General features: G+C 67.7%; 22 protein-coding genes and 3 tRNA genes. 14 read left to right on the forward strand and 11 right to left on the reverse strand.

What is annotated here, in order from left to right:
* Positions 1 to 9: 9 nt before the first annotated feature.
* Together DMB80_RS03220 and DMB80_RS03225 are read left to right on the forward strand one after the other, a co-directional pair.
* Entirely contained in the window at positions 10 to 891 is an 882-nt protein-coding gene (locus tag DMB80_RS03220) for a cyclopropane mycolic acid synthase family methyltransferase (protein ID WP_046361083.1), read from the forward strand.
* Between the two features lie 166 nt (positions 892 to 1,057).
* Positions 1,058 to 1,957: a cyclopropane mycolic acid synthase family methyltransferase gene (locus DMB80_RS03225; RefSeq protein WP_111508506.1), complete on the forward strand. Its 900-nt coding sequence runs from the start codon at positions 1,058 to 1,060 to the stop codon at positions 1,955 to 1,957.
* Positions 1,958 to 2,228: 271 nt separating this feature from the next.
* Here the strand turns inward: DMB80_RS03225 and rplA are convergent, their stop codons facing one another.
* The 11 genes from rplA to DMB80_RS03280 form a co-directional block, all read right to left on the reverse strand.
* Complete coding sequence (gene rplA, locus DMB80_RS03230) at positions 2,229 to 2,936, reverse strand: 50S ribosomal protein L1 (RefSeq protein WP_046361081.1); 708 nt, start codon at positions 2,934 to 2,936, stop codon at positions 2,229 to 2,231.
* Between the two features lie 95 nt (positions 2,937 to 3,031).
* Positions 3,032 to 3,460: a 50S ribosomal protein L11 gene (gene rplK, locus DMB80_RS03235; RefSeq protein WP_046361080.1), complete on the reverse strand. Its 429-nt coding sequence runs from the start codon at positions 3,458 to 3,460 to the stop codon at positions 3,032 to 3,034.
* Between the two features lie 55 nt (positions 3,461 to 3,515).
* Positions 3,516 to 4,262 carry a transcription termination/antitermination protein NusG gene (gene nusG / locus DMB80_RS03240; protein ID WP_420812115.1) on the reverse strand — a complete coding sequence of 249 codons (747 nt, stop codon included), beginning with the start codon at positions 4,260 to 4,262 and terminating at the stop codon, positions 3,516 to 3,518.
* 125 nt (positions 4,263 to 4,387) lie between these two features.
* Positions 4,388 to 4,849 carry a preprotein translocase subunit SecE gene (gene secE / locus DMB80_RS03245; protein WP_111508507.1) on the reverse strand — a complete coding sequence of 154 codons (462 nt, stop codon included), beginning with the start codon at positions 4,847 to 4,849 and terminating at the stop codon, positions 4,388 to 4,390.
* A gap of 106 nt (positions 4,850 to 4,955) precedes the next feature.
* Positions 4,956 to 5,028, reverse strand: a tRNA-Trp gene (locus DMB80_RS03250).
* A gap of 126 nt (positions 5,029 to 5,154) precedes the next feature.
* Positions 5,155 to 5,685, reverse strand: a complete 531-nt coding sequence (gene hadC, locus DMB80_RS03255) for a (3R)-hydroxyacyl-ACP dehydratase subunit HadC (RefSeq protein WP_111508508.1) — start codon at positions 5,683 to 5,685, stop codon at positions 5,155 to 5,157.
* An 11-nt stretch (positions 5,686 to 5,696) separates the two neighbouring features.
* Complete coding sequence (hadB, locus tag DMB80_RS03260; protein WP_111508509.1) at positions 5,697 to 6,125, reverse strand: (3R)-hydroxyacyl-ACP dehydratase subunit HadB; 429 nt, start codon at positions 6,123 to 6,125, stop codon at positions 5,697 to 5,699.
* Positions 6,112 to 6,591 (reverse strand): (3R)-hydroxyacyl-ACP dehydratase subunit HadA, encoded by a 480-nt coding sequence (hadA, locus tag DMB80_RS03265; RefSeq protein WP_111508510.1) that lies wholly within the window; start codon positions 6,589 to 6,591, stop codon positions 6,112 to 6,114. The genes hadB and hadA overlap by 14 nt, the downstream gene beginning before the upstream one ends.
* A gap of 15 nt (positions 6,592 to 6,606) precedes the next feature.
* Complete coding sequence (gene rpmG, locus DMB80_RS03270; RefSeq protein WP_003929651.1) at positions 6,607 to 6,774, reverse strand: 50S ribosomal protein L33; 168 nt, start codon at positions 6,772 to 6,774, stop codon at positions 6,607 to 6,609.
* 53 nt (positions 6,775 to 6,827) lie between these two features.
* Positions 6,828 to 6,901, reverse strand: a tRNA-Met gene (locus DMB80_RS03275).
* Positions 6,902 to 6,929: 28 nt separating this feature from the next.
* A tRNA-Thr gene (locus DMB80_RS03280) sits at positions 6,930 to 7,002 on the reverse strand.
* Positions 7,003 to 7,125: 123 nt separating this feature from the next.
* Between DMB80_RS03280 and DMB80_RS03285 the strand changes: the two genes are divergently transcribed.
* The 12 genes from DMB80_RS03285 to DMB80_RS03340 form a co-directional block, all read left to right on the forward strand.
* Entirely contained in the window at positions 7,126 to 7,842 is a 717-nt protein-coding gene (locus DMB80_RS03285) for an MBL fold metallo-hydrolase (protein WP_111508511.1), read from the forward strand.
* Between the two features lie 388 nt (positions 7,843 to 8,230).
* Positions 8,231 to 8,944, forward strand: a complete 714-nt coding sequence (locus DMB80_RS03290; RefSeq protein ID WP_046361073.1) for a crotonase/enoyl-CoA hydratase family protein — start codon at positions 8,231 to 8,233, stop codon at positions 8,942 to 8,944.
* Positions 8,945 to 8,961: 17 nt separating this feature from the next.
* The gene (locus DMB80_RS03295) at positions 8,962 to 9,954 is read left to right on the forward strand and encodes a magnesium transporter CorA family protein (RefSeq protein ID WP_111508512.1); all 993 of its coding nucleotides are present in this window, start codon (positions 8,962 to 8,964) and stop codon (positions 9,952 to 9,954) included.
* A 66-nt stretch (positions 9,955 to 10,020) separates the two neighbouring features.
* Positions 10,021 to 10,689, forward strand: coding sequence for a DUF3060 domain-containing protein (locus DMB80_RS03300; RefSeq protein WP_111508513.1), 669 nt, complete (start codon positions 10,021 to 10,023; stop codon positions 10,687 to 10,689).
* 38 nt (positions 10,690 to 10,727) lie between these two features.
* Positions 10,728 to 13,979, forward strand: coding sequence for an exodeoxyribonuclease V subunit gamma (gene recC, locus DMB80_RS03305; RefSeq protein WP_111508514.1), 3,252 nt, complete (start codon positions 10,728 to 10,730; stop codon positions 13,977 to 13,979).
* A complete protein-coding gene (gene recB / locus DMB80_RS03310; RefSeq protein WP_111508515.1) occupies positions 13,980 to 17,285 on the forward strand; it encodes an exodeoxyribonuclease V subunit beta in 3,306 nt (1,101 codons plus the stop codon).
* Positions 17,282 to 18,202, forward strand: coding sequence for an NYN domain-containing protein (locus tag DMB80_RS03315; protein WP_111508516.1), 921 nt, complete (start codon positions 17,282 to 17,284; stop codon positions 18,200 to 18,202). The genes recB and DMB80_RS03315 overlap by 4 nt, the downstream gene beginning before the upstream one ends.
* Positions 18,199 to 19,878: an exodeoxyribonuclease V subunit alpha gene (gene recD, locus DMB80_RS03320; RefSeq protein ID WP_111508517.1), complete on the forward strand. Its 1,680-nt coding sequence runs from the start codon at positions 18,199 to 18,201 to the stop codon at positions 19,876 to 19,878. The genes DMB80_RS03315 and recD overlap by 4 nt, the downstream gene beginning before the upstream one ends.
* Positions 19,879 to 20,071: 193 nt before the next feature.
* The gene (locus DMB80_RS03325; protein ID WP_111508518.1) at positions 20,072 to 20,371 is read left to right on the forward strand and encodes a hypothetical protein; all 300 of its coding nucleotides are present in this window, start codon (positions 20,072 to 20,074) and stop codon (positions 20,369 to 20,371) included.
* Positions 20,372 to 20,432: 61 nt separating this feature from the next.
* On the forward strand, positions 20,433 to 20,732 hold the full coding sequence (locus tag DMB80_RS03330; protein ID WP_048424744.1) for a hypothetical protein: 300 nt from the start codon (positions 20,433 to 20,435) through the stop codon (positions 20,730 to 20,732).
* A gap of 27 nt (positions 20,733 to 20,759) precedes the next feature.
* Positions 20,760 to 23,156, forward strand: coding sequence for a lysylphosphatidylglycerol synthase transmembrane domain-containing protein (locus DMB80_RS03335; protein ID WP_111508519.1), 2,397 nt, complete (start codon positions 20,760 to 20,762; stop codon positions 23,154 to 23,156).
* 76 nt (positions 23,157 to 23,232) lie between these two features.
* On the forward strand, positions 23,233 to 24,635 hold a 1,403-nt coding region (locus DMB80_RS03340; RefSeq protein ID WP_111508520.1), incomplete at its 3' end, for an LLM class flavin-dependent oxidoreductase.

Genomic DNA, 24,635 nt, shown 5'->3' on the forward strand with positions numbered 1-24,635 from the left:
GGCCACCTCATGGCCGAAACAAAAAAGAAGAACTTGAAGCCTCATTTCGACGACGTCCAGGCGCATTACGACCTCTCCGATGAGTTCTTCCGGCTGTTCCTCGACCCTTCGCAGATGTACAGCTGCGCATACTTCGAGCGCGACGACATGACCCTCGAAGAGGCGCAGCGCGCCAAGGTCGACCTGGCGCTGGGGAAGCTCGGTCTCGAGCCCGGGATGACGTTGCTAGACGTCGGCTGCGGGTGGGGCTACACGATGATGCGGGCGATCGAGCTCTACGACGTCAACGTGATCGGCCTGACGCTCAGCGAGAACCAGAAAGCACATGTCGAGCAGGTGTTCGCCGCATCGGACAGCCCGCGCACCAAGGAGATTCGCCTCGAAGGCTGGGAGAGCTTCGACCAGCCCGTTGACCGCATCGTCTCCATCGGGGCGTTTGAGCACTTCGGCAAGGACCGCTGGGACGACTTCTTCACCACTGCCTACCGGGTGTTGCCCGACGACGGTGTGATGTTGCTGCACACCATCACCGCGCTGACGATCCCGCAGATGATCGAACGCGGCATTCCGCTGACGTTCTCGGTCGCCCGGTTCATCAAGTTCATCCTTACCGAAATCTTCCCGGGCGGGTACCTGCCGACGATCGAGCTGGTCGGCGAGCATGCCGGCAAGGCGGGCTTCACTCTCACGCGTGAGCAGTCGCTGCAGCCGCACTATGCGCGCACCCTGGATCTCTGGGCAGCCGCGCTCGAGGCGCACAAGGACGAGGCCATCGCGGTCCAGTCCGAAGAGGTCTACGACCGCTACATGCACTACCTGACCGGGTGCGCGGATTCGTTCCGCAAGGGCTACACCGACGTCAACCAATTCACGTTGGTCAAGCAGCCCTGAGTGGATTGGCCCGTATATGGGCCCACCCGATAGGCTGAGCGCCCGAGAAGCGTGTTTACCGGAAGGCTGTGCGCCGTTTGGGTACGGTCAGGACACGATTGCGATGTGGCATCGGGCGGGGACCCCTGGAAGTAGAGTCCCCACGAAAATCAGGACGAAGGAAGACATGTCTGACAACTCCACCGGCACGAAGGATCTGACTCCTCATTTCGAGGACATTCAGGCGCATTACGACCTGTCGGACGACTTCTTCGGCGTCTTCCAGGACCCCACCCGCAAGTACAGCTGCGCGTACTTCACCGGCCCCACCGTGACCCTGTCGGCGGCCCAGATCGCCAACGTCGACCAGCACCTGGACCGGCTCGATCTGAAGCCGGGCATGACGCTGCTCGAGGTGGGCTGCGGCTGGGGCCTGACGCTGCAGCGCGCCATGGAGAAGTACGACGTCAACGTGATCGGCCTGACGCTGAGCAAGAACCAGCAGGCCTACTGCAGTCAGCTGTTGTCGAAGGTGGACAGCGAGCGCACGTTCGACGTCCGCCTCGAAGGGTGGGAGCAGTTCCATTCGCCCGTCGACCGGATCGTGTCGATCGAGGCGTTCGAGCACTTCGGTTTCGAGCGCTACGACGACTACTTCAAGACGTGCTACGACATCCTGCCCGACGACGGCCGCATGACGATCCAGAGCAGCTGCGGCTACCACCCCTACGACCTGCAGGCGCGCGGCAAGAAGCTGACGTTCGAACTGGCACGGTTCGCAAAGTTCATCGGTGAGGTGATCTTCCCGGGCGGCCGCATCCCGACGACGCAGATGATGGTCGAGCACGGCGAGAAGGCCGGCTTCACCGTGCCGGAGACGTTGTCGCTCCGCAATCACTACATCAAGACACTCGGTATCTGGGCCGCACGTCTCGAGCAGCACAAGGACGAGGCGATCGCCGCCGCCGGCGAGCAGTCCTACAACGACTACATGCGCTACCTGACCGGCTGCCAGTACTACTTCGTCGACGAGGCGTTGGACGTCAGCCTCGTCACCTACCTGAAGCCAGGCGCCGCGGCGGCCTGAGCCGCGCTTCTTTTTCGCTGATGCCGGCGCGGTGACCCAGCGCCGGTGTTATGTTTTGCCAAAGGGCTCCTCGGCCACCGCATCAGGGTTCGATGTGGGGGACAACTCGGATCTCCGGCTGATTCTGCACACTGTCGTTCGTGGGGGACGACGGCTGCGGGACGGCCGGGTACGCCGGTGGTCGAGGAGCTTTTTTGATTCCCGAGATACAGAAAAGTCCCCCGCGCCGAAGCGTGGGGGACTTTTGCTGTTGGTCGGATTCGGCTGGCGCCTACTCCTCCGTGAAGTTGCGGGTCACCGCCGGGTCCACCGGGATACCGGGGCCGGTCGTGGTCGAGACGACGACCTTCTTCAGGTAGCGGCCCTTCGAGGAGGACGGCTTGGCACGCAGGATCTCGTCGAGCGCGGCACCGTAGTTCTCCACCAGCGACTTCTCGTCGAACGACGCCTTGCCGATGATGAAGTGCAGGTTGGCCTGCTTGTCGACGCGGAAGTTGATCTTGCCGCCCTTGATGTCGTTGACGGCCTTGGTGACGTCCGGGGTCACGGTGCCGGTCTTCGGGTTCGGCATCAGGCCGCGGGGGCCCAGGATGCGCGCGATACGGCCGACCTTGGCCATCTGGTCGGGGGTGGCGATCGCGGCGTCGAAGTCGAGGAACCCGCCCTGGATCTTCTCGATCAGGTCGTCGCTGCCGACGACGTCGGCGCCGGCGGCCAGCGCCTGCTCGGCCTTGTCACCGACGGCGAACACCGCGACCCGCGCGGTCTTTCCGGTGCCGTGCGGCAGGTTCACGGTGCCGCGCACCATCTGGTCGGCTTTGCGGGGATCGACGCCCAAGCGGATCGCGACCTCGACGGTGGCGTCCTGCTTCTTCGACGACGTCTCCTTGGCCAACTTCGTGGCCTCCAGCGGCGTGTACAGCCGGGTCTTGTCGACCTTCTCGGCGGCTTCCTTGTAGGCCTTGCTGTTCTTGCTCATTGATGTCTCCTAGGTTCAGAGGTCGTGGTTGCGAGCCGAAGCGGGCTCTCCCACGGGTGTCGAATTATTCGACTGCGGTCTGGTCGATCCGCAAGCTACTCGACGGTGATGCCCATGGAGCGGGCAGTACCGGCGATGATCTTGGCGGCCTGATCGATGTCGTTGGCGTTCAGGTCTTCCTTCTTGGTCTCGGCGATCTCGCGCACCTGATCCCAGGTCACCTTGGCGACCTTGGTCTTGTGCGGTTCACCCGAACCCTTCTGCACGCCGGCAGCCTTGAGCAGCAGCTTGGCTGCGGGCGGCGTCTTCAGCGCGAACGTGAAGGTGCGGTCCTCGTAGACGGTGATCTCCACGGGGATGACGTTGCCGCGCTGCGACTCGGTCGCCGCGTTGTACGCCTTGCAGAACTCCATGATGTTGACGCCGTGCTGGCCGAGCGCGGGACCGACCGGCGGGGCGGGGTTGGCCTGCCCGGCCTGGATCTGCAGCTTGATCAGCCCGGAGACCTTCTTCTTCGGGGGCATGGTTGTGCTGTCCTTCTTCTATCTCGTGGGCGTCCTCATGGCCGAGGGGCCCGGCTTAAATCTTGGCGACCTGGTTGAAGGTCAGTTCGACCGGTGTCTCGCGACCGAAGATCGACACCAGCACCTTGAGCTTCTGCTGCTCGGCGTTGACCTCGCTGATCGATGCCGGCAGGGTCGCGAACGGTCCGTCCATGACGGTGACCGACTCGCCGACCTCGAAGTCGACCAGGATCTCGGGACGCTCCATCGACGCCTCGGAAGACGCCGCGGCCGTCGACGCCGCCTTGCCGGGCTTCTTCGCCGCGGCCGGCGGCAGCAGGAACTTCACCACGTCGTCGAGCGACAGCGGCGAGGGCCGCGACGTCGCGCCGACGAAGCCGGTGACGCCGGGGGTGTTACGCACCGCACCCCACGACTCGTCGTTCAGTTCCATGCGCACGAGGATGTAGCCGGGCAGCACCTTGCGATTGACCTGCTTGCGCTGGCCGTTCTTGATCTCGGTGACCTCTTCGGTGGGCACCTCGACCTGGAAGATGTAGTCGCCGACGTCCAGGTTCTGCACGCGGGTCTCGAGGTTGGCCTTCACCTTGTTCTCGTAGCCGGCGTAGGAGTGGATGACGTACCAGTCGCCCGGCTTGAGGCGCAGCTCCTTCTTGAGCGCGACGGCGGGGTCCTCGTCCTCGGCCGGCTCGTCGGCTGCCGGGGCCTCGTCGGCGTCGTCCGGCGCCTCGACCAGCGGTGCGTCCTCCACGGCCTCGGCCGGGCTGGTCTCGTCGAGATTGCCGGCCCCCGCGGCGGTGATCACCACCGCCGGATCCGCATCGGCGATGCGTGCCTCGGACACGTTCGCGGCGCTCTCGCCGTCGAAGCTGGTCACGTGTCAGTCCTCTCTCAGATGTATTGCGTCGGGTGGGGTGACCGCTTGGGTCAGCCGAACACCAACGTCACGAGCTTGGCCAGGCCCAGGTCAACTCCACCGATCAGCGCCACCATGAAGACCAGGAACACCAGCACCACGGTGGTGTAGCTGACCATCTGCTTGCGGTTCGGCCAGATGACCTTGCGCAGCTCGGCGACGACTTCCTTCAGGTAGTTGAAGATGAAGGCGATGGGGTTGCGCCCCGACTTGCCTGGCCCGTCCTTGGGCTTGCGCGCCGTCTTCTTCTTGGCCTTCGGACCCTTGCCGTTGTCCTTGCCGCCCGACGCATCGGTCTCGGGCGCGGCGTCGGTGTCGTCAGTGTCGTCGACATCGACAGGCCGACGCGACCGCTTGCCGGTCGGTCGTAGCGGACGGTTCACGACCGCGGTCTGCACTCGTGCGTCACCGCCGTCGGTCTCCGCGCCGCTGTCGGTGCCTGCCGAGCTGGCACCGTCGCGCTCGTCGCTCACCGCGTGCTCCCTCGTGATCGGTCGTCATGGGTCCCGGTTCGTGGGCCCTGCTGTCCAGTATCCAGACCAGGCCGGGCCGGCCCCACGTATCGAGTATTCAGTTGAGCAGGGGCGACAGGACTTGAACCTGCAACCTGCGGTTTTGGAGACCGCTGCTCTGCCAGTTGAGCTACGCCCCTAGAGGGTGTCCCTGCAGGGCTCACACAATTTGCGCGCTCCCCGTGCGGTGACACAAGCCCCGACGGACAGCGCGCTCAACTGGGAAAACCCAAGTGCCGAGTGTAGCGCGCCGCGGGTCGGAGTTACTAATCCGCCGCCGGCTCGGTGTCGTGGGTGACGGGCTTGCGGACGACCTGACCCGTCTCCGGGTCCCAGCCCGCCGAGATCGAGTTGTCGCCCTCGTGGCCCATCAACGTGGTGAACGACTCCATCACGACCTCACCGTCGGGCGCCGTGAGGACGTTGCGGGTGGTGACGATGTCCGCCCCGAAGCGTTCCTCGACCGTCTGGATGTGCATCGTTCCGTTGAGCGCGTCGCCGGCTCGGATGGGACGGTGGAACAGGAATTTCTGATCGACCTGGATGATCTGCAGTGTCTCGAGGCCCACGTCGACGTTCTGGAAGAAGTGGTTCTGGATCATCACCGCGAAGATCGACATGAACGTCGGCGGGGCGATCAGCGATTCGTGGCCCAGCTCGGCGGCGGCGTCTTCGTCCAAGGTGGCCGGATCGGTGGCTTTGACCGACTTGGCGTACTGGCGAATCTGTTCGCGGCCCACCAGGAACGTGTCGGGGTACGTCCAGACCATGCCGCGGATGTCGGTTTTGAGTGCCATCGTCGACCGCCCTACGCCAGCTTGGCCACGGCCACGGCGCGGCCGAAGATCTTCTTGCCGCCCGCGGTGGCCGTGAGCGCGATGGTGACGGACTTGGCGTCGTCGTCGACTGATTTCACCCGTCCGTTGAACACGATCTCGGCACCCTTGCCGTCGTTGGGGACGGGGACGACGGCGGTGAAGCGCACGTTGTACTCGGTGACCGCGGCCGGGTCGCCCACCCAGGAGGTGACGTATCCGCCACCGAGACCCATCGTCAGCATGCCGTGCGCGATCGCGGTGTCCAGTCCGACCTGCTTGGCGATCTCGTCGTCCCAGTGGATGGGGTTGAGGTCGCCGGACACGCCGGCGTAGTTGACCAGGTCGGCCCGCGTCAGCGGGATGACCCTCTCGGGCAGCTGATCGCCGACCTTGACCGAGCTGAACTCACGCAGTGCCATCTGAAAAGCCACTCTCTCCGTCTTCTTCGCTCCGCCCCGCCAGGGTGGTGTAGGACTCCTGCACGACGTCGCCGTTGCTGTTACTGACGATGTTCTTGGTGACGATGATGTCGGTGCCGTGCGCAGTGCGGACCGAGTCGATCCACACGTCGATGTACAGCGTGTCGCCGGCCTGGATCGGATGCACGAACTTCAGGGACTGGTCCACCTGGACGATCTGGGCGTCGGCGATCGCGATACCGGCAGACTCGAACATCGCCCGCTGCGCCTGATACCCGAACACCGAGATGAATGTCAGCGGCGCGAGAAGCGCGTGGTGACCTAGTTCGGTCGCCGCACTCTCGGCGAAGAAGGAGTCGTCGTCGTTCTTGACCGCGGTTGCGTACTCGCGGATCTTCTCACGCCCGACGACGTAGTGGTCGGGGTGCCGATAATGCAGCCCGACGTACTCGTCCAGGAAAGACACGGCGCAGCGGTGGTCCTAGCGGGACTCTTTGTGAGCCTGGTGCTTGCCGCAGTTCGGGCAGAACTTCTTGATCTCGAGGCGGTCGGGATCGTTGCGGCGATTCTTCTTGGTGATGTAGTTGCGGTGCTTGCACACTTCGCAGGCCAAGGTGATCTTGGGCCGTACATCGGTACTGGAGGCCACGGCAGTCGTCTCTCTCTTTTACGTCTCTTGCGATACGTCTCGTTAGTGTCTTGTAGCGGTGGGGGGACTCGATCCCCCGACCTCACGATTATGAGTCGTGCGCTCTAACCAGCTGAGCTACACCGCCCCGGACGGACCTGCACAGCGGTCCACCGAGCCCCCTAACGGAATCGAACCGTTGACCTTTTCCTTACCATGGAAACGCTCTACCGACTGAGCTAAGGGGGCCTGCAGCACGTCATGGAGCGACGGGCCTTAAAGAGGGTACATTCTCACCGTTTGCGGCGCCAAACCGCTGGTCATGCTGGGCACCCGGCTGCTGGTGAGGGGCATGCGCCTACGCTGACCCGCATGGCCGAAGACGATCGTCTCTACTTCCGTCAGCTCCTGGCGGGTCGCGATTTCGCGGCCGGCGACATGATCGCCGAGCAGATGCGCAACTTCGCCTATCTGATCGGCGACAGGGAAACCGGCGACGCGGTGATCGTCGACCCGGCGTACGCCGCGACGGATCTCGTGGACGTCCTCGAGTCCGACGGTATGCGGCTGTCCGGTGTGCTGGTCACCCACCACCATCCCGACCACGTCGGCGGCTCGATGATGGGCTTCGAGCTCAAGGGACTCGCCGAACTGCTGGAGCGCACCAGCGTGCCGGTGCACGTCAACACCCACGAGGTCGACTGGGTCTCCCGGGTCACCGGGATCGCCCCGAGTGAGCTCACCGCACACCAGCACGGCGACACCGTCGAGGTCGGCGCGCTCTCGATCGAGCTACTACACACCCCGGGCCACACGCCGGGTAGCCAGTGTTTCCTGCTCGACGGCCGGCTGGTCGCCGGGGACACGTTGTTCCTCGAGGGCTGCGGCCGCACCGACTTCCCGGGCGGCAACGTCGATGACATGTTCCGCAGCCTGCAGGCCTTGGCAGCGTTACCCGGCGATCCGACCGTCTTCCCAGGGCACTGGTACTCGGCGGCCAAGAGCGCGCCGTTGGAATCCGTCCGGCGCAGCAACTACGTCTACCGCGCGAGCTCTCTCGATCAGTGGCGCACGCTGATGGGCGGCTGACCCCGGCGCCGGTCAGCACGTCCTGAGGTCGACCGTCAGCGCCAGCCCGCGCCGATCCCGCATTCCCAGAGACCGAGCGCAGGAATCCCGCTGTCGCGCCGCGCTTTTCGGCCCTTCACCCGCCGTCTCCGGCGATCCGGTTCAGGCTGTGCCGGCTTGCGGTGTGCGCCCATGGTCGTCCTCCTGTGGTTAGGAGCGCGGCGACCCCTCGTCACCGCCGCGCTCGACGATCACGTTAGGAAGACGCAGGGGCGGGGTCGTGCGTAGTCGAGTACCTGATTACCTGTGCGGCGCGAGACGACAGCTGAGTAGTCGCCCCCGCGTGGCCTTTCCCGTCCCCGCCGCTGTTAGGTTCGATGCGCCCCACCACCTCGCCCCAGGAGGCCGCATGACCAGCACCGTGTCCTATGAGCTCGCCGAATCCGTGGCCACCATCACGCTCGACGACGGCAAGGTCAACGTGCTCGGGCCGGACATGCAGGCCGCGATCAACGAGGCACTCGACCGCGCAGAGTCCGACGCCACGTCCGGACAGGTGAAGGCCGTGGTGCTGGCGGGCAATTCGCGGGTGTTCAGCGGCGGCTTCGACCTCGCGGTCTTCCAATCCGGAGATCCCGCCGCGGCGCTCGGCATGCTCGCCGGCGGGTTCAAGCTCTCTCTGCGCACTCTCACTTTCCCGGTCCCGGTGATCATCGCCGCGACAGGCCCCGCGATCGCGATGGGATCGTTCTTGCTGCTGTCGGCCGATCACCGCGTGGGTGCACCGAAGTCGCGCTGTCAGGCGATCGAGGTCGCCATCGGCATGACCATCCCGATCTCGGCGATCGAGATCATGCGGATGCGGCTGACACCGGCGGCCTTCGAACGCGGTACCGCACTGGCCGCGACGTTCGTCGGTGACGCGGCGATCGCGGCGGGCTGGCTCGACGAGATCGTCGAGGCCGATCAGGTCCTCCCCCGCGCGCAGCAGGTGGCCCAGGAGGCGGCGACCACGTTGCACGCCGGCGCCCACCTGGCCACCAAGCTCAAGGCTCGCAAGCCTGCCCTCGATGCGATACAGGCTGGAATCGACGGCCTGGCAGACGAATTCAAGCTCGGCTGAGACATGCCCCCACTGCGATGACCCACGTGCGCGGCCGGATCTGGCGGCACGGTGAGCCTCAGGACGACTTCGATTTCTCGGCGATCTCGGACTGCCTCAGCGGCGACGACACGCTGGTGTGGTGCGACATCTATGACCCCGACCACGCCATCCTCAAAGACCTCGCCGACGAACTCCATCTGAACTCGTGGGCGGTCGAGGATGCACTCGCCGAGTCCGAACGCACGAAAGCGGTGGTGTACCGCACCCACACCTTCTTCACGGTGTACGCGGTGACGATGACCGAGCCGGCCACGCAGGAGGAACCCTCGTCGCTGCTCGAGGTGCACCGCATCTCCGGTTTCGTACTGCCGCGCGGGCTCATCACGGTCCGCTTGTCGCCGCACGTCGACATCGACGAGGTGTCCCGTCGCTTCGACGAGCTCGGCGGTCAGGAGTACGGGGTCGGCTCGTTGGTGCACGGCCTGCTCGACGTCGTGGTGGACGGTCACTTCGCGGCGGTGCAGGCACTCGACGACGCGATCGAGGGACTCGAAGACGACCTCTTCGCCGACGAGACGCCAACGAAAGGTCTGCAACGCAAGACATTTCAGCTGCGCAAGGATCTGGTGGCGTTGCGCCGGGTGGTGCTGCCGATGCGGGAGGTGGTCTCGGCGATCCAGCACCGCCAACTCGATGCCAAGACCGCCCCGGAGCTCGACGCGGTGTACGCCGATCTGTACGACCACGTGCTGCGAGCCTCGGAGTGGACGGAATCGTTGCGCGACATGGTCACCACCGTGTTCGAGACGAATCTGTCACTGCAGGATGCGCGGCTCAACGTCGTGATGAAGAAGCTCACCGGGTGGGCCGCCATCATCGCGGTGCCGACGGCGATCACCGGCTACTACGGCCAGAACGTCGAGTATCCCGGCATCCAGACCGTCACCGGGTTCATCACCAGCACCGCGCTGATCGTGGTCATGGTCGTCATTCTCTACGTCGCGTTCAAACGCCGAGACTGGTTGTAGGCCACACCCGGGTCGCGTGTGGCCGGATCCGTTGAGCGGGGCCGACCGGTGTGCGAGCATCTGCGCATGGAGCCAACCGGGGATCCCGAGGCCCGCATCCGGGACCTCGAGCGGCCGCTCGCCGACCAGGCCAGTGCCGGCGAGTTGGGCGGTTCGACGGTGCCGGTTCCTCCCTACCCGTACCCCGCGCCGCCGCCCGACCCGTACGCCACCTCCGGATACCAGTCGCCCTACTACTCCGCGCCCCAGCAGGTCGTACACAAGCGATCCAATCCTGCGGTGTGGTTGATTCCGCTGATCGCCGGTCTGGTGATCATCGGAGGGGTCATCGGTGTCGTCGTCTACTTCGTGGGCGGTGATTCCGTTCCCGGCCGGCCCAACGTCTCCGGTGGCGGCGGTACCGTCGCCGGACCGTCGATGCCGGCCGTCCCCGGCATCGGGGGCGGCGACCAGGTGCTCACCGTGGAAGCAGGCGGGTCGCTGTCGATCGGCGGCGTGGACCGCACGCAGACGGTGATCTGCAACCAGGGCACCGTGAACATCAGCGGCATGAACAACACCATCGAGGTGCAGGGATCGTGCGCCGAGGTGTCGGTGTCGGGCATGGAGAACAAGCTGACGGTGGAGTCGGCGGGGTCCATCAGCGTGTCGGGCTTCGACAACACGGTGACCTACCGCACCGGCGAACCGACGACATCGCAATCGGGCTCCGGCAACGTCATCGAGCGCGGCTGACCCTGCCCTGTCGGTGCGCCCCCGTAAGGTGAGTCCCGATGGCGCTACATCTCCATCGGGCTGACCGCACCGACCTGCTCGCAGACGGTCTGGGTGCCATGCTGGCGGCCCCTCCCTCCGACCCGTTCGCCGAGGATCTCGTGCTGGTCTCGGCGCGCGGCACGGAACGCTGGCTCAGCCAGCGGCTGTCCCACATCCTGGGTCGGGGCAGCGGACAGGACGGCGTGTGCGCGGGGATCACCTTCCGGCATCCGCGCTCCCTGGTGGCCGAACTCACCGGCACCGCCGATGACGATCCGTGGGCGCCGGATGCCATGGTCTGGCCGCTGCTCGCAGTCATCGACAGCTCGTTGGACCAGCCGTGGTGTGCCACGCTGGCCGCCCATCTCGGCCATGGCGAGCAGGGTGAGGAGCGGGAACTGCGTCAGGGTCGGCGCTACGCCGTCGCCCGGAGACTCGCCGGCCTGTTCGCCTCGTATGCTCGCCAGCGGCCGCATCTGTTGATCGACTGGGCGCACGGCCGCGACGATGCCCTCGATGCGGATCTGGCGTGGCAGCCTGAGCTGTACCGCGCACTGCTCGCCCACGTCGACGCCGATCCCCCGCCGGTGCGGCACGCCGAAGCCGTTGCGCGACTGCAGGATTGCGCCACTGATCTGCCGGCGCGGCTCTCGCTGTTCGGTCACACCCGGTTGCCTCTCACCGAGATCGAGCTGTTGCACGCCCTGAGCACGCATCACGACCTTCACCTGTGGCTGCCCCATCCCAGCGACGAGCTGTGGACGGCGCTGCGGGGCGGTCGTGGCCCCGTGCCGCGACGCACCGACACCTCGCACCGAGCCGTGGCACACCCGCTGCTCGCGACTCTCGGTCGCGATCTGCGCGAGTTGCAGCGGGCTCTACCCGCCGATCCCGCGGTCGACGAGTTCCTCGGCTCCGCCGATCGCCCACCCACGCTGCTCGGGTGGCTGCAGTCCGACATCGCCGCCAACAGCGTTCGCCCGCAGGGCCGTTCGCTCGACGATCCCGACCGGTCGGTCCAGGTGCACAGCTGCCACGGTCCGGCGCGCCAGATCGACGTGCTGCGGGAGGTGCTGCTGGGGATGCTCGCCGACGATCCCACGCTCGAGCCGCGCGACATCCTCGTCATGTGCCCCGACATCGAGACGTTCGCACCGCTGATCGTCGCGGGCTTCGGCCTCGGTGACGTCGTGCCCGACGGGCATCCGGCTCACCGGCTGCGGGTCAAGCTGGCCGATCGCGCGCTCACTCAGACCAATCCGCTGCTCGGCGTGGCGAGCCAGGTGCTCGCCCTCGCCGGCGGACGCGCGACCGCCAGTGAGGTCCTCAATCTCGCCGAGGCACCCCCGGTCCGTGCCCGCTTCAAGTTCACCGATGACGATCTCGACACGATCGGAGATTGGGTGCGGGAGGCCAACATCCGCTGGGGGTTCGACCGCGGGCACCGGCATCCCTACGGCGTCGACTTCGTGCAGAACACCTGGCGGTTCGGCATCGACCGGGTGCTCGCCGGCGTAGCCGTATCCGAGGACGCCCGCACCTGGTTGGACACCACGCTTCCCCTCGACGATGTCGGCAGCAACCGGGTGGAGCTGGCCGGCCGTTTGGCCGAATACGTCGAACTGCTCCGCGTGAGTGTCGAGACCCTCAGCGGCACACAGACGGTGCGCGACTGGCTGACGGCGCTGCGCAGCGGTCTGGACCAGCTGACCGCGGCTTCGGACGCCGATGCGTGGCAGGGCGCACAGGTGGATCGGGAGTTCGCGGACATCCTGGCCCATGCCGGCGCGCAGTCCGAGACGCTGTTGCGCCTTGCCGATGTGAAGGCGCTGCTGGACCGTCACCTCGCGGGTCGACCGACCCGGGCCAATTTTCGTACCGGCACGCTCACCGTGTGCACGATGGTGCCGATGCGTTCGGTACCGCACCGGGTGGTGTGCCTCGTCGGCCTCGACGACGGGGTCTTCCCGCGGCAGGGGGTCACCGACGGCGACGACGCGCTGGCGCGGGACCCGGTGACCGGTGAACGGGACAGCCGGTCCGAGGATCGCCAGTTGCTGCTCGACGCGATCAGCGCGGCGACCGAGCGGCTGGTGATCACCTACACGGGCGCCAACGAGTACTCGGGCCAGCGCAAGCCGCCGGCCGTGCCGCTCGTCGAGCTCCTCGATGCGCTGGATGTCACCACCCCGCAGCCGGTTCGCGAGCATGTCCACATCCGACATCCGTTGCAGCCGTTCGATATCCGCAACGTCACGCCAGGGGCTCTGGGTACCAGGCCGGAAGAGCCGTTCACGTTCGACGTCGCCGCACTGACCGCGGCGCGGGCTTCAACGGCGCAGCGGACCGTCAAGCCGCCGCTGATCGGCGCGCCGCTGCCCGCCCCAGCGCTCGACGACGTCGTGCTCGACGACCTGGTCGCCTTCTTCAAGGACCCGGTCAAGGGCTTCTTCCGGGCTCTCGACTACACGCTGCCGTGGGACGTCGAGGCAGTCGAGGACGGGATGCCCGTCGAGATCGATGCGCTGGCGGAGTGGAAGATCGGCGCGCGGATGCTCGAGGACATGCAGCGCGGGATGACACCGGCGCAGGCACAGCAGGCTGAGTGGCGCCGCGGTTCACTGCCGCCGGGCCGGCTGGGCTGGCGGCAGGCTCAGGAACTCGCGCAGCGCACCGGTGCACTCGCAGCGGCCGCCCAGCAGCACCGCACATCTGATCCCCGGGCGTTCGACGTCGACGTCACGGTCGGGGCCGGGCGCCGCGTCACGGGCACCGTGCCGCGCGTCTACGGTGAGCGCCTGGTGTGGGTGACCTACTCCAAGCTCGACGGTAGGCATCTGCTCGAATCGTGGATTCGTCTGGTGGCGTTGGCCGCTCGCCATCCCGGCCGGGAGTGGTCGGCAGTGTGTATCGGCCGCGCCAAGCGGGGCGACACTCCGCGGCAGCGGTTGCTGGGACCTCCGGAGGACGCCACCGGCGTGCTGGCTGACCTCGTCGAGATGTACGACGACGGTCGTCGCGCACCGATTCCGTTGCCTCCCAAGACGTCCTACGCCTGGGCTGAGACCGAGCACCATCGCGGCGCGCCGTCGCGGGAAGCCGGCTGGAAGTGGAAGTCCGGCAAGTATCCCGGCGAGGATGCCGAACCCGCGCACGTCACGGTGTGGGGGCCGGGCCGCCCGTTGGTCGACCTCGTCGCGGCCGGTCTGCCGGCCTACGCGTCTCGGTTGTGGTCCCCGATGCTGCGCGCAGAGAGGAGGCCGGACTAGATGGAACCGTTCGACCTGCTCGGCCCGCTGCCCGAGCCGCGTACCACGACCGTGCTGGAAGCCAGTGCAGGCACGGGAAAGACGTTCACTTTGGCCGGTCTGGTGACCCGGTACGTGGCCGAGGGCGTCGCGACGCTGGACCAGATGCTGCTGATCACGTTCGGGCGGGCGGCCAGCCAGGAGCTGCGCGAACGTGTGCGCGCCCAGATCCTCGACGCACTGCTCGCGTTGGGCGATCCGCCCCGCGCTCGCGGCAACGCGTTGCTCACCCACCTGGTGGCGGGACCCGCTGATGAACTCGAGCTGCGTCGGCAGCGGCTGCGTGATGCGCTGGCCGGTTTCGACGCCGCCACGATCGCGACCACCCACCAGTTCTGCCAGCTGGTGTTGAAGAGCCTGGGGGTGGCCGGGGACACCGATTCCGGTGTGCAGCTGGTGGAGAACCTCGAGGATGTGGTGCGCGACATCGTCGACGATCTGTACCTCGCGCATTTCGGGCAGGAGCGTGACGAGCCGCTGTTGTCCTATGACGCCGCGCTGCGCCTGGCCCGCGAGGTCGTCGCCGGCGCGCACACCGAGCTCCGGCCTGCCGGTCCGGCGCCCGGCACGGACGCGGCGGTGCGGGTCGAGTTCGCGACCTCGGTATGCGCGGAGCTGGAGAAGCGCAAACGCCGGCTCGGCATCCTGCACTACGACGATCTGCTGTCCCGGCTCGCCGACGCGCTGGAGGCCGACGGTTCGCCCGCACGCACCCGGATGCGGCGACGCTGGTCGATCGTCATGGTCGACGAGTTCCAGGACACCGACCCCGTGCAGTGGCAGGTCATCGACCGGGCGTTCAGCGGGCATTCCACGCTGATCCTGATCGGTGACCCGAAGCAGGCGATCTACGCGTTCCGCGGCGGCGACATCGTCACCTATCTGCATGCCGCGTCGAGCGCGGGTCGGCAGCGCACGCTGGGCACCAACTTCCGAAGCGACGGTCCGCTGGTGGCGAGCCTGCAGGCGGTGATGCGGGACGCGCAGCTCGGGGACCCGCGCATCGTCGTGCGGCCGGTGGACGCCGCGCACGCTGACCACCGGCTCGAGGGTGCACCGAACAACGTGCCGTTCCGCTTGCGGGTGGTCACCCGCGAGCAGCTGCGGGTCCGGCCCGACAAGACGATCCCGATCGACAAGCTGCGCGAACACATTCCGAAGGACATGGCCGCCGACATCGCCGCGCTGCTGGCCGCCCGGGCGACGTACTGCGGTGAGCCGGTGGTCCCCGGCGACATCGCGGTGATCGTCGAGAGCCACCGCGACGGGCGGGCCTGCTTCGACGCGCTGAACGCCGCGAACATCCCCGCCGTCTACACCGGCGACTCGGATGTGTTCGCCTCACCGGCGGCCGACGATTGGCTGTGCCTGCTCGAAGCGTTCGACCAGCCGCAGCGTTCCGGCCTGGTGCGGGCGGCGGCCACCACGATGTTCTTCGGGGAAACCGCCGAAACCCTTGTCGCCGAGGGTGATCGGCTCACCGACCGGATCACCGAGACGCTGCGCAGCTGGGCCGACCACGCCCGGGAGCGCGGCGTCGCCGCGGTGTTCGAAGCAGCTCAGCGCGCAGGGATGGGCAAGCGCGTGCTGTCCTGGGTCGACGGTGAACGGCACATGACCGACCTGGCGCATCTCACCCAGCTCCTGCAGGAGACCGCGCACCGCGAGCACTTCAGCCTGCCGGCGCTGCGCGACTGGCTGCGCACCCAGCGCGACGAGCGGGGCGGCGCGGTCGAACGCAGCCGCCGCCTCGACAGCGACGCCGCCGCCGTGCAGATCATGACGGTGTGGGTGAGCAAGGGTCTGCAGTTCCCCGTGGTGTATCTGCCGTTCGCGTTCAACCGCAACATCCAGACTCGCGACGTCGTGCTCTACCACGAGGGTGACACCCGCTGTCTGCACATCGGCGGCGAGAACAGTCCCGATCACGACGCGGTGCAACGCCAGGGCCGCAAGGAGGCGGCCGGGGACGACGTCCGGCTCACCTACGTCGCGATGACGCGCGCCCAGTCCCAGGTCGTCGCGTGGTGGGCGCCGTCGGCCGATGAACCCAACGGCGGCTTGTCCCGGCTGCTCCGCGGCCGCAGGCCCGGCGAGGCGGTGGTGCCGGATCGCTGCGATCCACCCCGCATCGACGACCCCGACGCGATGGCCGCGCTGCGCGCCTGGGCCGACGCCGGTGGGCCGGTCCTCGAAGAATCGGTGATCGCGGCTCCGAAACCGGTCGACGACTCCGCGGTGCCCGCCGGTCTGGATGTGCGTCACTTCCACCGCCACATCGACACGTCGTGGCGCCGCACCTCCTATTCGGGGTTGATCCGCGCTGCGGAGGAGACGCCCGGGGTGTCCAGCGAGCCGGAGGTGACCGAACTCGACGACGAGGTCGCCGACGTACCGGTGTCCGAACAGGTCGACATCGGTGCCGACGTCCGCTCGCCGATGGCCGACCTCCCGTCCGGCGCCACGTTCGGCTCGCTGGTGCACGCGGTGCTCGAGACGGCTGATCCGTTCTCCCCCGACCTGCCCGCCGAGCTGGAGACCCAGATCGGCCGACACGCGCAGTGGTGGCCGGTCGACGTGGCCCCGGCCGACCTGGCGGGGGCGTTGATTCCGATGCACGACACCCCGCTGGGACCCCTGGCACCCGGGATGACGCTGCGGGCGATCGGCTTACGCGATCGGTTGCGGGAGATGGACTTCGAGTTCCCCCTCGCCGGGGGTGATCGTCGCGCTGCCGGGCCGGCGCTCTCCCTCGCTGACGTCGGCGCGCTGCTGCGCACGCATCTGCCGGCGGACGACCCGCTGGCCAGCTACGCCCGTCGCCTCTCCGACGGCGCGCTGGGCGCGCAGTCACTGCGGGGTTACCTCACCGGGTCGGTGGATGCGGTGCTGCGGGTCGGCGGTCGATATCTGGTGGTGGATTACAAGACGAACTGGTTGGGGGAACCGGGGGCTGATCTGAGCGCCGCCGACTACGGGCAACCCCGGCTGGTCGAGGCGATGCTGCACTCCGACTATCCGCTGCAGGCGCTGTTGTACTGCGTTGTGCTGCACAGATTCCTGCGCTGGCGGCTCCCGGACTACACACCGGAGCGCCATCTCGGCGGGGTGCTGTACCTGTTCGTGCGCGGAATGTGCGGGTCGGACACGCCGGTGGTGGACGGGCATCCTGCGGGGGTGTTCAGCTGGCGGCCACCCGCGGATCTGATCGTGGCGGTGTCCGATCTGCTGGCACAGGCCGCACCGTCGGAGACACTGGTGCGATGACGGACTCCCAGGACTCCCGCGTCGCCGTGTACTTCGACTTCGACAACATCGTGATCAGTCGCTATGACCAGGTCAACGGCCGCAATTCGTATCAGCGGGACCGGGCCAGGGATACCGGCACTGGCGCGGGTGACTTCGCCGAGAAGCTGACGCGCGCCACCGTCGACGTCGGCGCGATCGTGGACTTCGCGTCGTCGTTCGGCACGCTCGTGCTGACCCGCGCGTACGCCGACTGGTCGGCAGAGGTCAATGCGAACTACCGTGGCCAATTGGTCGGTCGCGCAGTCGATCTGGTGCAGCTGTTCCCCGCTGCGGCGTACGGCAAGAACGGCGCCGACATCCGGCTGGCCGTCGACGCGGTCGAGGACATGTTCCGGCTGCCCGATCTGACCCACGTCGTGATCGTCGGCGGCGATTCGGATTACATCGCGCTGGCGCAACGGTGCAAACGGCTGGGCCGCTACGTCGTCGGCATCGGGGTCGCGGGGTCGTCCAGCCGCTCCCTGGCGGCGGCGTGCGATGAGTTCGTGACCTATGACGCGCTTCCGGGCGTACCGATGTTCGAGCCCGACGAGGCCCGCGACGAGTCCCAGGCCGGCGCTGCGCCGAAGAAGCGTGGCCGCCGGACGAAGGTCCAAGACGCCGCACCGGACGACACCGAGGACGAACCCGATCCGCTGGATGCGGCGACGGCGTTGCTCACCCGGGCGTTGCGCATCGGGCTGGAGAGAGACGACGTCGACTGGCTGCACAATTCGGCGGTCAAGGCCCAGATGAAGCGGATGGATCCGTCGTTCTCCGAGAAGTCGCTCGGCTACAAGTCGTTCAGCGAATTCCTGCGCTCGCATGACGACCTGGTCGAGCTCGACGAGAGCTCGACGGCCCGCCGGGTCCGGCTGCGCGGGGAGTCCCCGTGACCGCGCCGACGCTCGACGCGTTCAGCGAGCTGTTGGAGCCCGCCGATGTCCATGTGGCACAGCGCCTGTGCACGCTGACCGACGAACTCGATCCGGGTGTCGCGCTGGCTGTCGCGTTCGCGGTGCGGGCACTGCGCGCGGGGTCGGTGTGCGTCGATCTGAGATCGCTCGCCCAGCAGATCGGTCAACCCGAATTACCCTGGCCCGCGCCGCAGGACTGGCTCACGGCTGTGAAGGCGAGCCCGCTGGTGACCCAGCAGGTGGTGCACGTGCGCTCCGATGGCGATGCCGATCTCGTCTACCTGGATCGGTACTGGCGCGAGGAGCAGCAGGTGCGCGACGATGTGCTGGCGCTGTTGGCCTCGCGGCAGCCCACCGCGGCACCCGGCCTGGAGCGGCTGTTTCCCATGGGGTGGGAGGAGCAGCGACGCGCCGCCGACATCGCTCTGGCGCAATCACTCACGGTGCTGACGGGTGGGCCGGGAACCGGGAAGACCACGACGGTGGCCCGTCTGCTGGCCGTGCTCGCCGAGCAGGCCGCACTCGCCGGGCGGCCGCAGCTGCGCATCGCGCTCGCGGCGCCGACCGGTAAGGCTGCAGCGCGCCTGCTCGAGGCGGTGCGTTCGGAGCTGGGAGCACTGGATGCCCAGGATCGCGACCGGCTTCCGGCGTTGACGGCCTCGACGCTGCACCGGCTTCTGCGGCCGCGGCCCGACAGTGGCTCCAGGTTCCGGCATCACCGAGAGAACCGGTTGCCCCACGACGTGATCGTCGTCGACGAGACATCGATGGTGTCTCTGACGTTGATGGCGCGCCTGCTGGAGGCCGTGCGGCCCGACAGCCGCCTGGTGCTCGCCGGTGATCCGGATCAGCTCGCCTCGGTGGAGGCGGGTGCAGTGCTCGCCGATCTGGTCGACGGCCTCGGTGCGCGCTCGGATGTGCGGATCGCAGCGCTGCACACGTCGCACCGGTTCGGTGTCCGCATCGGCGAGCTGGCGGCCGCGATCCGCGACGGGGACGCCGACCGGACGGTTCAGGTGCTGCGCGACGGCGGCGACCACGTCGAGTGGATCGATGCCGACGCGCCCGGCGAACCATTGCGCGACGTGCTGCTCCCCCCGGCGTTGCGGCTGCGCGAGGCAGCGATTCTCGGCGACGCGCAGGCTGCGCTGACCACCCTCGACGAACATCGCCTGCTGTGCGCCCACCGTCGCGGACCGTTCGGCATCGGCCACTGGAACCGTCAGGTCGAGCGGTGGCTCACCGACGCGACCGGTGAGCCCATCTGGGCGGATTGGTATGCCGGCCGGCCGGTCCTGGTGACGGCCAACGACTACGGCCGCAAGCTCTACAACGGCGACACGGGCGTCGCGGTGGTGCGCGGCGAGGGCCTGCGCGTGGCGATCGGCGAGCAGGAGTTCGCCGCCGGCCGGCTCGCCGAGGTGGACACCATGCATGCGATGACGATCCACAAGAGTCAGGGCAGCCAGGCTGACGAGGTCACGGTGCTGTTGCCGCAGCAGGAGTCGCGGCTGCTGACTCGGGAGCTGTTCTACACCGCGGTGACGCGGGCGAAGAAGCGGGTGCGGGTGGTGGGGACCGAGGCGTCGGTGCGCGCCGCGGTCGGCCGGCGCGCGGCGCGCGCCTCGGGGCTGGCCCGCCGCCTCGCCGTCTGAGCGACCGTCCGGCGAGCGCGCGCGTTTGTACGCCGACGCGCCGCTCACAACGTGCATTGGCGTGCGCTCGCGGTGCTCCGACAGCGCGCTTTCTGCCAGCGATCGGTCAATTCCTGCCAGGTGAAATGAACCCCGGCTCACAGGGGTTTGACAGGTCAGATCACCAAGATCAACCAACCGAAGAAGGCCGGAAATGAAGAAGTTCACCGTCACCACCGCCGCCGCAGCCGCGCTCACCGCCGGTTTCCTCGGACTGGCCGCGCCCGCGCAGGCCGCCCCGACAGGTGGCAGCGCCGCCGACACGATCAGTTCGCTGGAGGCCCAGGGGCTCCGCGTCGTCGTCACCCGCCAGTCGAGCACGCCGCTGGACAAGGCGTCGGTCGTGTCCGTCACCCGCGGTCCCTCGACCCCGCAGAGCGTGCCGTTCGCCACCTCCCAGGGCGACAACAGCCGCACGGTCCGCAGCCAGACCGTCTACGTCACGGTCAAGTAATCGTTCACCAGGACAAGGGGCGCCTCCTGAACCGGAGGCGCCCCTGTCTCGTGTACGGGGTATGAACCGACCTTCACTCCTGGCCGCCGGCACCGTCACCGTCGCGGCAGCACTGAGCCTGGCCGCACCGGCGGGCGCCGCTCCTACCGGCGCAGGCCACGCCGACACGGCCATCATGGCCCTCGAGGATCAGGGCAACCGCGTGATCGTCACCCGGCTGTCCGCCGCACCGCTGGACGAGGCCTCGATCGTGTCGATCACGCACGGACCGATCGTTCGTCAGGGTGTCCCGTTCTCGACGTCGCAGGGCGACAACTTCCGGTCGATCGCCAATCAAACCGTCTACGTCACCGTTCGCTGAGCGGCCAGCCGCTATGATCAGTTGGCCATGCGCGTTGACGGGCGGGACATCATTGTCTCGGGAGACCTGCTCCAACCGCTGACCCGGCGCACCATCGACATCCTGCGGCTCGTCTCGGCCGGGGTCTTGCTCGTGATCGTCGTGACGAGCTCGCTGATCACCCGCTACGAGTGGGAAGCGCTGGAACGCTCCATCTCCGAGATCGTGGGCGTGCTGACCCCGACGCAGTCCAACACCGTCTACCTGGTCTACGGCATCGCGATTCTGGCCCTGCCGTTCATGATCCTGATCGGCCTGATCCTCGCCCGGCAGTGGAAACTACTCGGCGCGTACGGCGCGGCAGGAATCATCGCGATTCTGTCGCTGTCGATCACCGGTAACGGCATCGCCGCGCCGCGTTGGCATTTCGACCTCTCCGACCGTCTCGACACGGTCGCCTCGCAGTTCCTCGACGATCCGCGATGGATTGCGATGCTCGCTGCCGTGCTGACGGTGTCCGGACCGTGGTTGCCGGCGCGATGGCGACGATGGTGGTGGACGCTGCTGCTGGCGTTCGTCCCGATCCACCTGGTGGTCAGCGCGGTGGTGCCGGCGCGCTCGCTGCTCGGGCTGTCGGTCGGCTGGTTCGTCGGCGCACTGGTGGTGCTGGTGGTCGGCACTCCGGCGCTCGAGGTTCCGCTCGACGGCGCGGCGCGTGCGATGGCACGACGCGGCTTCGGGGTGTCGGCGCTACGCGTGGTGCGGCCCGCGGGTCGAGGCCCCATGCTGTTGCACGCCACTCAGGATCGCTCGGCCGACCACGCCGACCCCCACGAGGACGTGGCCATCGTGGAGCTCTACGGCCCGCATCAGCGCGGTGGCGGTGTCCTGCGGCAGTTCTGGCGCAAGCTTCGGCTGCGTGACAGCGAGACCGCTCCGCTGCAGACCTCGATGCGCCGCGCGATCGAGCACCGAGCATTGATGGCGATCGCAGTCGGCGATGTGGGGCTGGCCAACACCGCACCGATCGCGGTGTCCGCGCTCGAGCGCGGGTGGACGTTGTATGCGCACCGACCAGCGCAGGGCGTTCCGATCGACGAGTGCGCCGACCAGACGCCGGTCGCCCGGTTGTGGGATGCGTTGGCAGTTCTGCACAGCCAGCAGATCTCGCACGGTGATCTGCGCAGCAAGGAGATCACGGTCGTCGACGGGACGCCCCTGTTCGGCGGGTTCAGCCTCGCCGAATATGGCGCGTCGGAAGCGCACCTGCACAACGACATCGCACAACTCCTGGTCACCACGACCGATCTGTACGGAGCCGACGAGGCGGTAGCTGCGGCGATCACCGTCTTCGGCAACGACGCCGTGCTGGCCGCGTCCCGCCGGCTCACCAAAGCGGCCATGCACCAACGTCTTCGGCAGTCCGTCAAGGATCCGGCCGCGACGATGGCCGGCGCCCGCGATGAGGTCAAGCGTCAGACCGGGGCAGACCAGATCACGACGGCCACGATCACCCGGTTCAGCCGCAGGCAGTTGATCCAGACCGTGCTCCTGGTCGCCCTGGTCTACGTCGCCTACCCGTTCATCAGCTCGGTGCCGGTGTTCTTCTCGGAGTTGAGTTCTGCCAACTGGTGGTGGGCCGTGGCCGGGCTCGCAGTGTCGGCTTTGACCTATGTCGGCGCCGCTGCCGCGCTGTGGGCGTGTGCCGACGGTGTGGTGAGTTTCTGGTCTCTGACGGTCATGCAGGTGGCGAACACGTTCGCGGCGACGACGACACCCGCCGGCGTGGGCGGTCTCGCGCTGAGTGCGCGGTTCCTGCAGAAGGGCGGGTTGGGCGCGCTCCGGGCCACGACCACGGTGGCGCTGCAGCAGGCGGTGCAGGTGATCACCCACGTCTCTCTGCTGATCCTGTTCAGCGCGGCCGCCGGGGCGTCGGCGAATCTGTCCCGGTTCGTGCCGAGCGCCACGGTGATCTATCTCCTCGCCGGCAGCGCCCTCGGGGTGGTGGGCGTCTTCCTGTTCGTGCCCACGCTGCGGCACTGGCTGGCCACAGCCGTGCGGCCCCGGCTCAAGGAAGTGGTCGACGATCTCGTCGAGCTCGCCCGCGAACCCAAACGTCTGGCGATCATCATCGCGGGTTGTGCGGCAACCACTCTCGGCGCTGCCCTGGCGTTGTGGGCGAGCATCGAGGCGTTCGGCGGCGATGCCAGCTTCGTCACCGTCACGATCGTCACGATGGTCGGCGGCACGCTCGCCTCGGCGGCACCCACCCCCGGCGGCGTCGGAGCCGTGGAGGCGGCCCTGATCGGTGGTCTTGCCGCATTCGGCGTGCCCGCCGCGGTCGCGGTCCCTTCGGTGCTGCTCTACCGCATCCTGACGTGCTGGCTGCCGGTGTTCCTCGGCTGGCCGATCATGCGCTGGCTGACCCGCCGCGACATGATCTGATCACAGCGCCGCGGGAAAGAGAATCGCGGTGAGACAAACTGGTGCTCGCAGCGCCGTCACTCGGCACCCTTTCGCAGTGACCCGTGTGATCCGCTTCAACGCCTTCGACATGAACTGCGTCGCCCACCAGTCCCCCGGCCTGTGGAAACACCCCGAGGACCAGTCGTGGCGGTACAAGGACCTGAGGTACTGGACCGAACTCGCGCAGCTGCTCGAGCGCGGACGCTTCGACGGTCTGTTCATCGCCGACGTCCTGGGCACCTATGACGTCTACGGCGCCAGCGACGAGGCCGCGATCCGCCAGGCCGCCCAGGTGCCGGTCAACGATCCGCTGCTGCTGGTGTCCGCGATGGCCTATGTCACCAAGCACCTCGGGTTCGGCGTGACGACAGGCACCGGCTTCGAACATCCGTATCCGTTCGCCCGCCGCCTCTCCACGCTCGACCATCTCACCGGCGGCCGGATCGGCTGGAACGTCGTGACCGGGTATCTCCCCGCCGCTGCGCGCAACATGGGTCAGACCGATCAGCCTGCCCACGACGCCCGCTACGACCACGCCGACGAGTACCTCGAAGTGCTCTACAAGCTGTGGGAAGGGTCGTGGGAGGACGACGCGGTGGTCCGCGACGCGGCCCGCGGAGTGTTCACCGACCCCGACAAGGTGCATCACATCGGCCATGACGGAACGCATTTCCGCGTGCCCGGCGTCCATCTGAGTGAGCCGTCACCGCAGCGCACGCCGGTCATCTACCAGGCCGGGTCGTCGCCGCGCGGGGTGCGGTTCGCCGCCGAGAACGCCGAGGCCATCTTCACCGCTGCGCCCACCAAGGAGATTCTGCGCGACACGGTGACGACCATCCGCCGCGAACTCGAGATCGCCGGCCGCGACCCGTATGCGGTGAAGATCTTCAACCTGTCGACGATCGTCACCGCCGCCACCGACGAGGAGGCCCACGCCCGCCACGCCGAATACCTCTCCTACGGGGATCCCGAAGGCGCACTGGTGTTCATGTCGGGCTGGATGGGTGTCGACCTGGCGCGTTACGGACTCGATGAGCCGGTGGGCAACGTCGACTCGAACGCGATCCTCTCGGCGGTCAAGGCCTTCCAGTCCGCTGACCCCGACGGCCGCGAGTGGGCCATCCGCGACATCGCCGAGTGGGGCAAGATCGGCGGCATCGGCCCGCGCTTCGTGGGTTCGGGTGCGCACGTGGCGGATTCGCTGCAGGAGTGGGTGGAGGAGACCGACGTCGACGGGTTCAACCTGGCCTACGCGATCACGCCCGGTTCGTTCGCCGAGTTCATCGATCACGTCGTGCCCGAGCTGACCGCGCGCGGCGCCTACCAGGAGAACTACACGCCGGGGACGTTGCGCCACAAGCTCACCGGTGTCGGCGACCGACTGCCTGCCGAGCACCGGGGCGCCTCGTATCGGGTGGGCGGGCCCCGCTCGACGATCATCGACAGGCCGTCCACCGT

Source organism: Mycobacterium kyogaense, from assembly GCF_003254575.1.
GTDB classification, from domain to species: domain Bacteria; phylum Actinomycetota; class Actinomycetes; order Mycobacteriales; family Mycobacteriaceae; genus Mycobacterium; species Mycobacterium kyogaense.

Excerpts from the sequence above, each read along its gene's own strand:
- rplK (WP_046361080.1), bottom strand. The coding sequence starts at position 3,460 with ATGCCCCCGAAGAAGAAGGTCTCCGGGCTGATCAAGCTGCAGATCCAG.
- DMB80_RS03300 (WP_111508513.1), top strand. The coding sequence starts at position 10,021 with ATGGAGCCAACCGGGGATCCCGAGGCCCGCATCCGGGACCTCGAGCGG.
- DMB80_RS03315 (WP_111508516.1), top strand. The coding sequence starts at position 17,282 with ATGACGGACTCCCAGGACTCCCGCGTCGCCGTGTACTTCGACTTCGAC.
- DMB80_RS03295 (WP_111508512.1), top strand. The coding sequence starts at position 8,962 with ATGACCCACGTGCGCGGCCGGATCTGGCGGCACGGTGAGCCTCAGGAC.
- DMB80_RS03290 (WP_046361073.1), top strand. The coding sequence starts at position 8,231 with ATGACCAGCACCGTGTCCTATGAGCTCGCCGAATCCGTGGCCACCATC.
- hadC (WP_111508508.1), bottom strand. The coding sequence starts at position 5,685 with ATGGCACTCAAAACCGACATCCGCGGCATGGTCTGGACGTACCCCGAC.
- DMB80_RS03330 (WP_048424744.1), top strand. The coding sequence starts at position 20,433 with ATGAACCGACCTTCACTCCTGGCCGCCGGCACCGTCACCGTCGCGGCA.
- recB (WP_111508515.1), top strand. The coding sequence starts at position 13,980 with ATGGAACCGTTCGACCTGCTCGGCCCGCTGCCCGAGCCGCGTACCACG.
- recC (WP_111508514.1), top strand. The coding sequence starts at position 10,728 with ATGGCGCTACATCTCCATCGGGCTGACCGCACCGACCTGCTCGCAGAC.
- DMB80_RS03335 (WP_111508519.1), top strand. The coding sequence starts at position 20,760 with ATGCGCGTTGACGGGCGGGACATCATTGTCTCGGGAGACCTGCTCCAA.
- DMB80_RS03225 (WP_111508506.1), top strand. The coding sequence starts at position 1,058 with ATGTCTGACAACTCCACCGGCACGAAGGATCTGACTCCTCATTTCGAG.
- hadB (WP_111508509.1), bottom strand. The coding sequence starts at position 6,125 with ATGGCACTGCGTGAGTTCAGCTCGGTCAAGGTCGGCGATCAGCTGCCC.
- DMB80_RS03325 (WP_111508518.1), top strand. The coding sequence starts at position 20,072 with ATGAAGAAGTTCACCGTCACCACCGCCGCCGCAGCCGCGCTCACCGCC.
- rplA (WP_046361081.1), bottom strand. The coding sequence starts at position 2,936 with ATGAGCAAGAACAGCAAGGCCTACAAGGAAGCCGCCGAGAAGGTCGAC.
- DMB80_RS03220 (WP_046361083.1), top strand. The coding sequence starts at position 10 with ATGGCCGAAACAAAAAAGAAGAACTTGAAGCCTCATTTCGACGACGTC.
- DMB80_RS03285 (WP_111508511.1), top strand. The coding sequence starts at position 7,126 with ATGGCCGAAGACGATCGTCTCTACTTCCGTCAGCTCCTGGCGGGTCGC.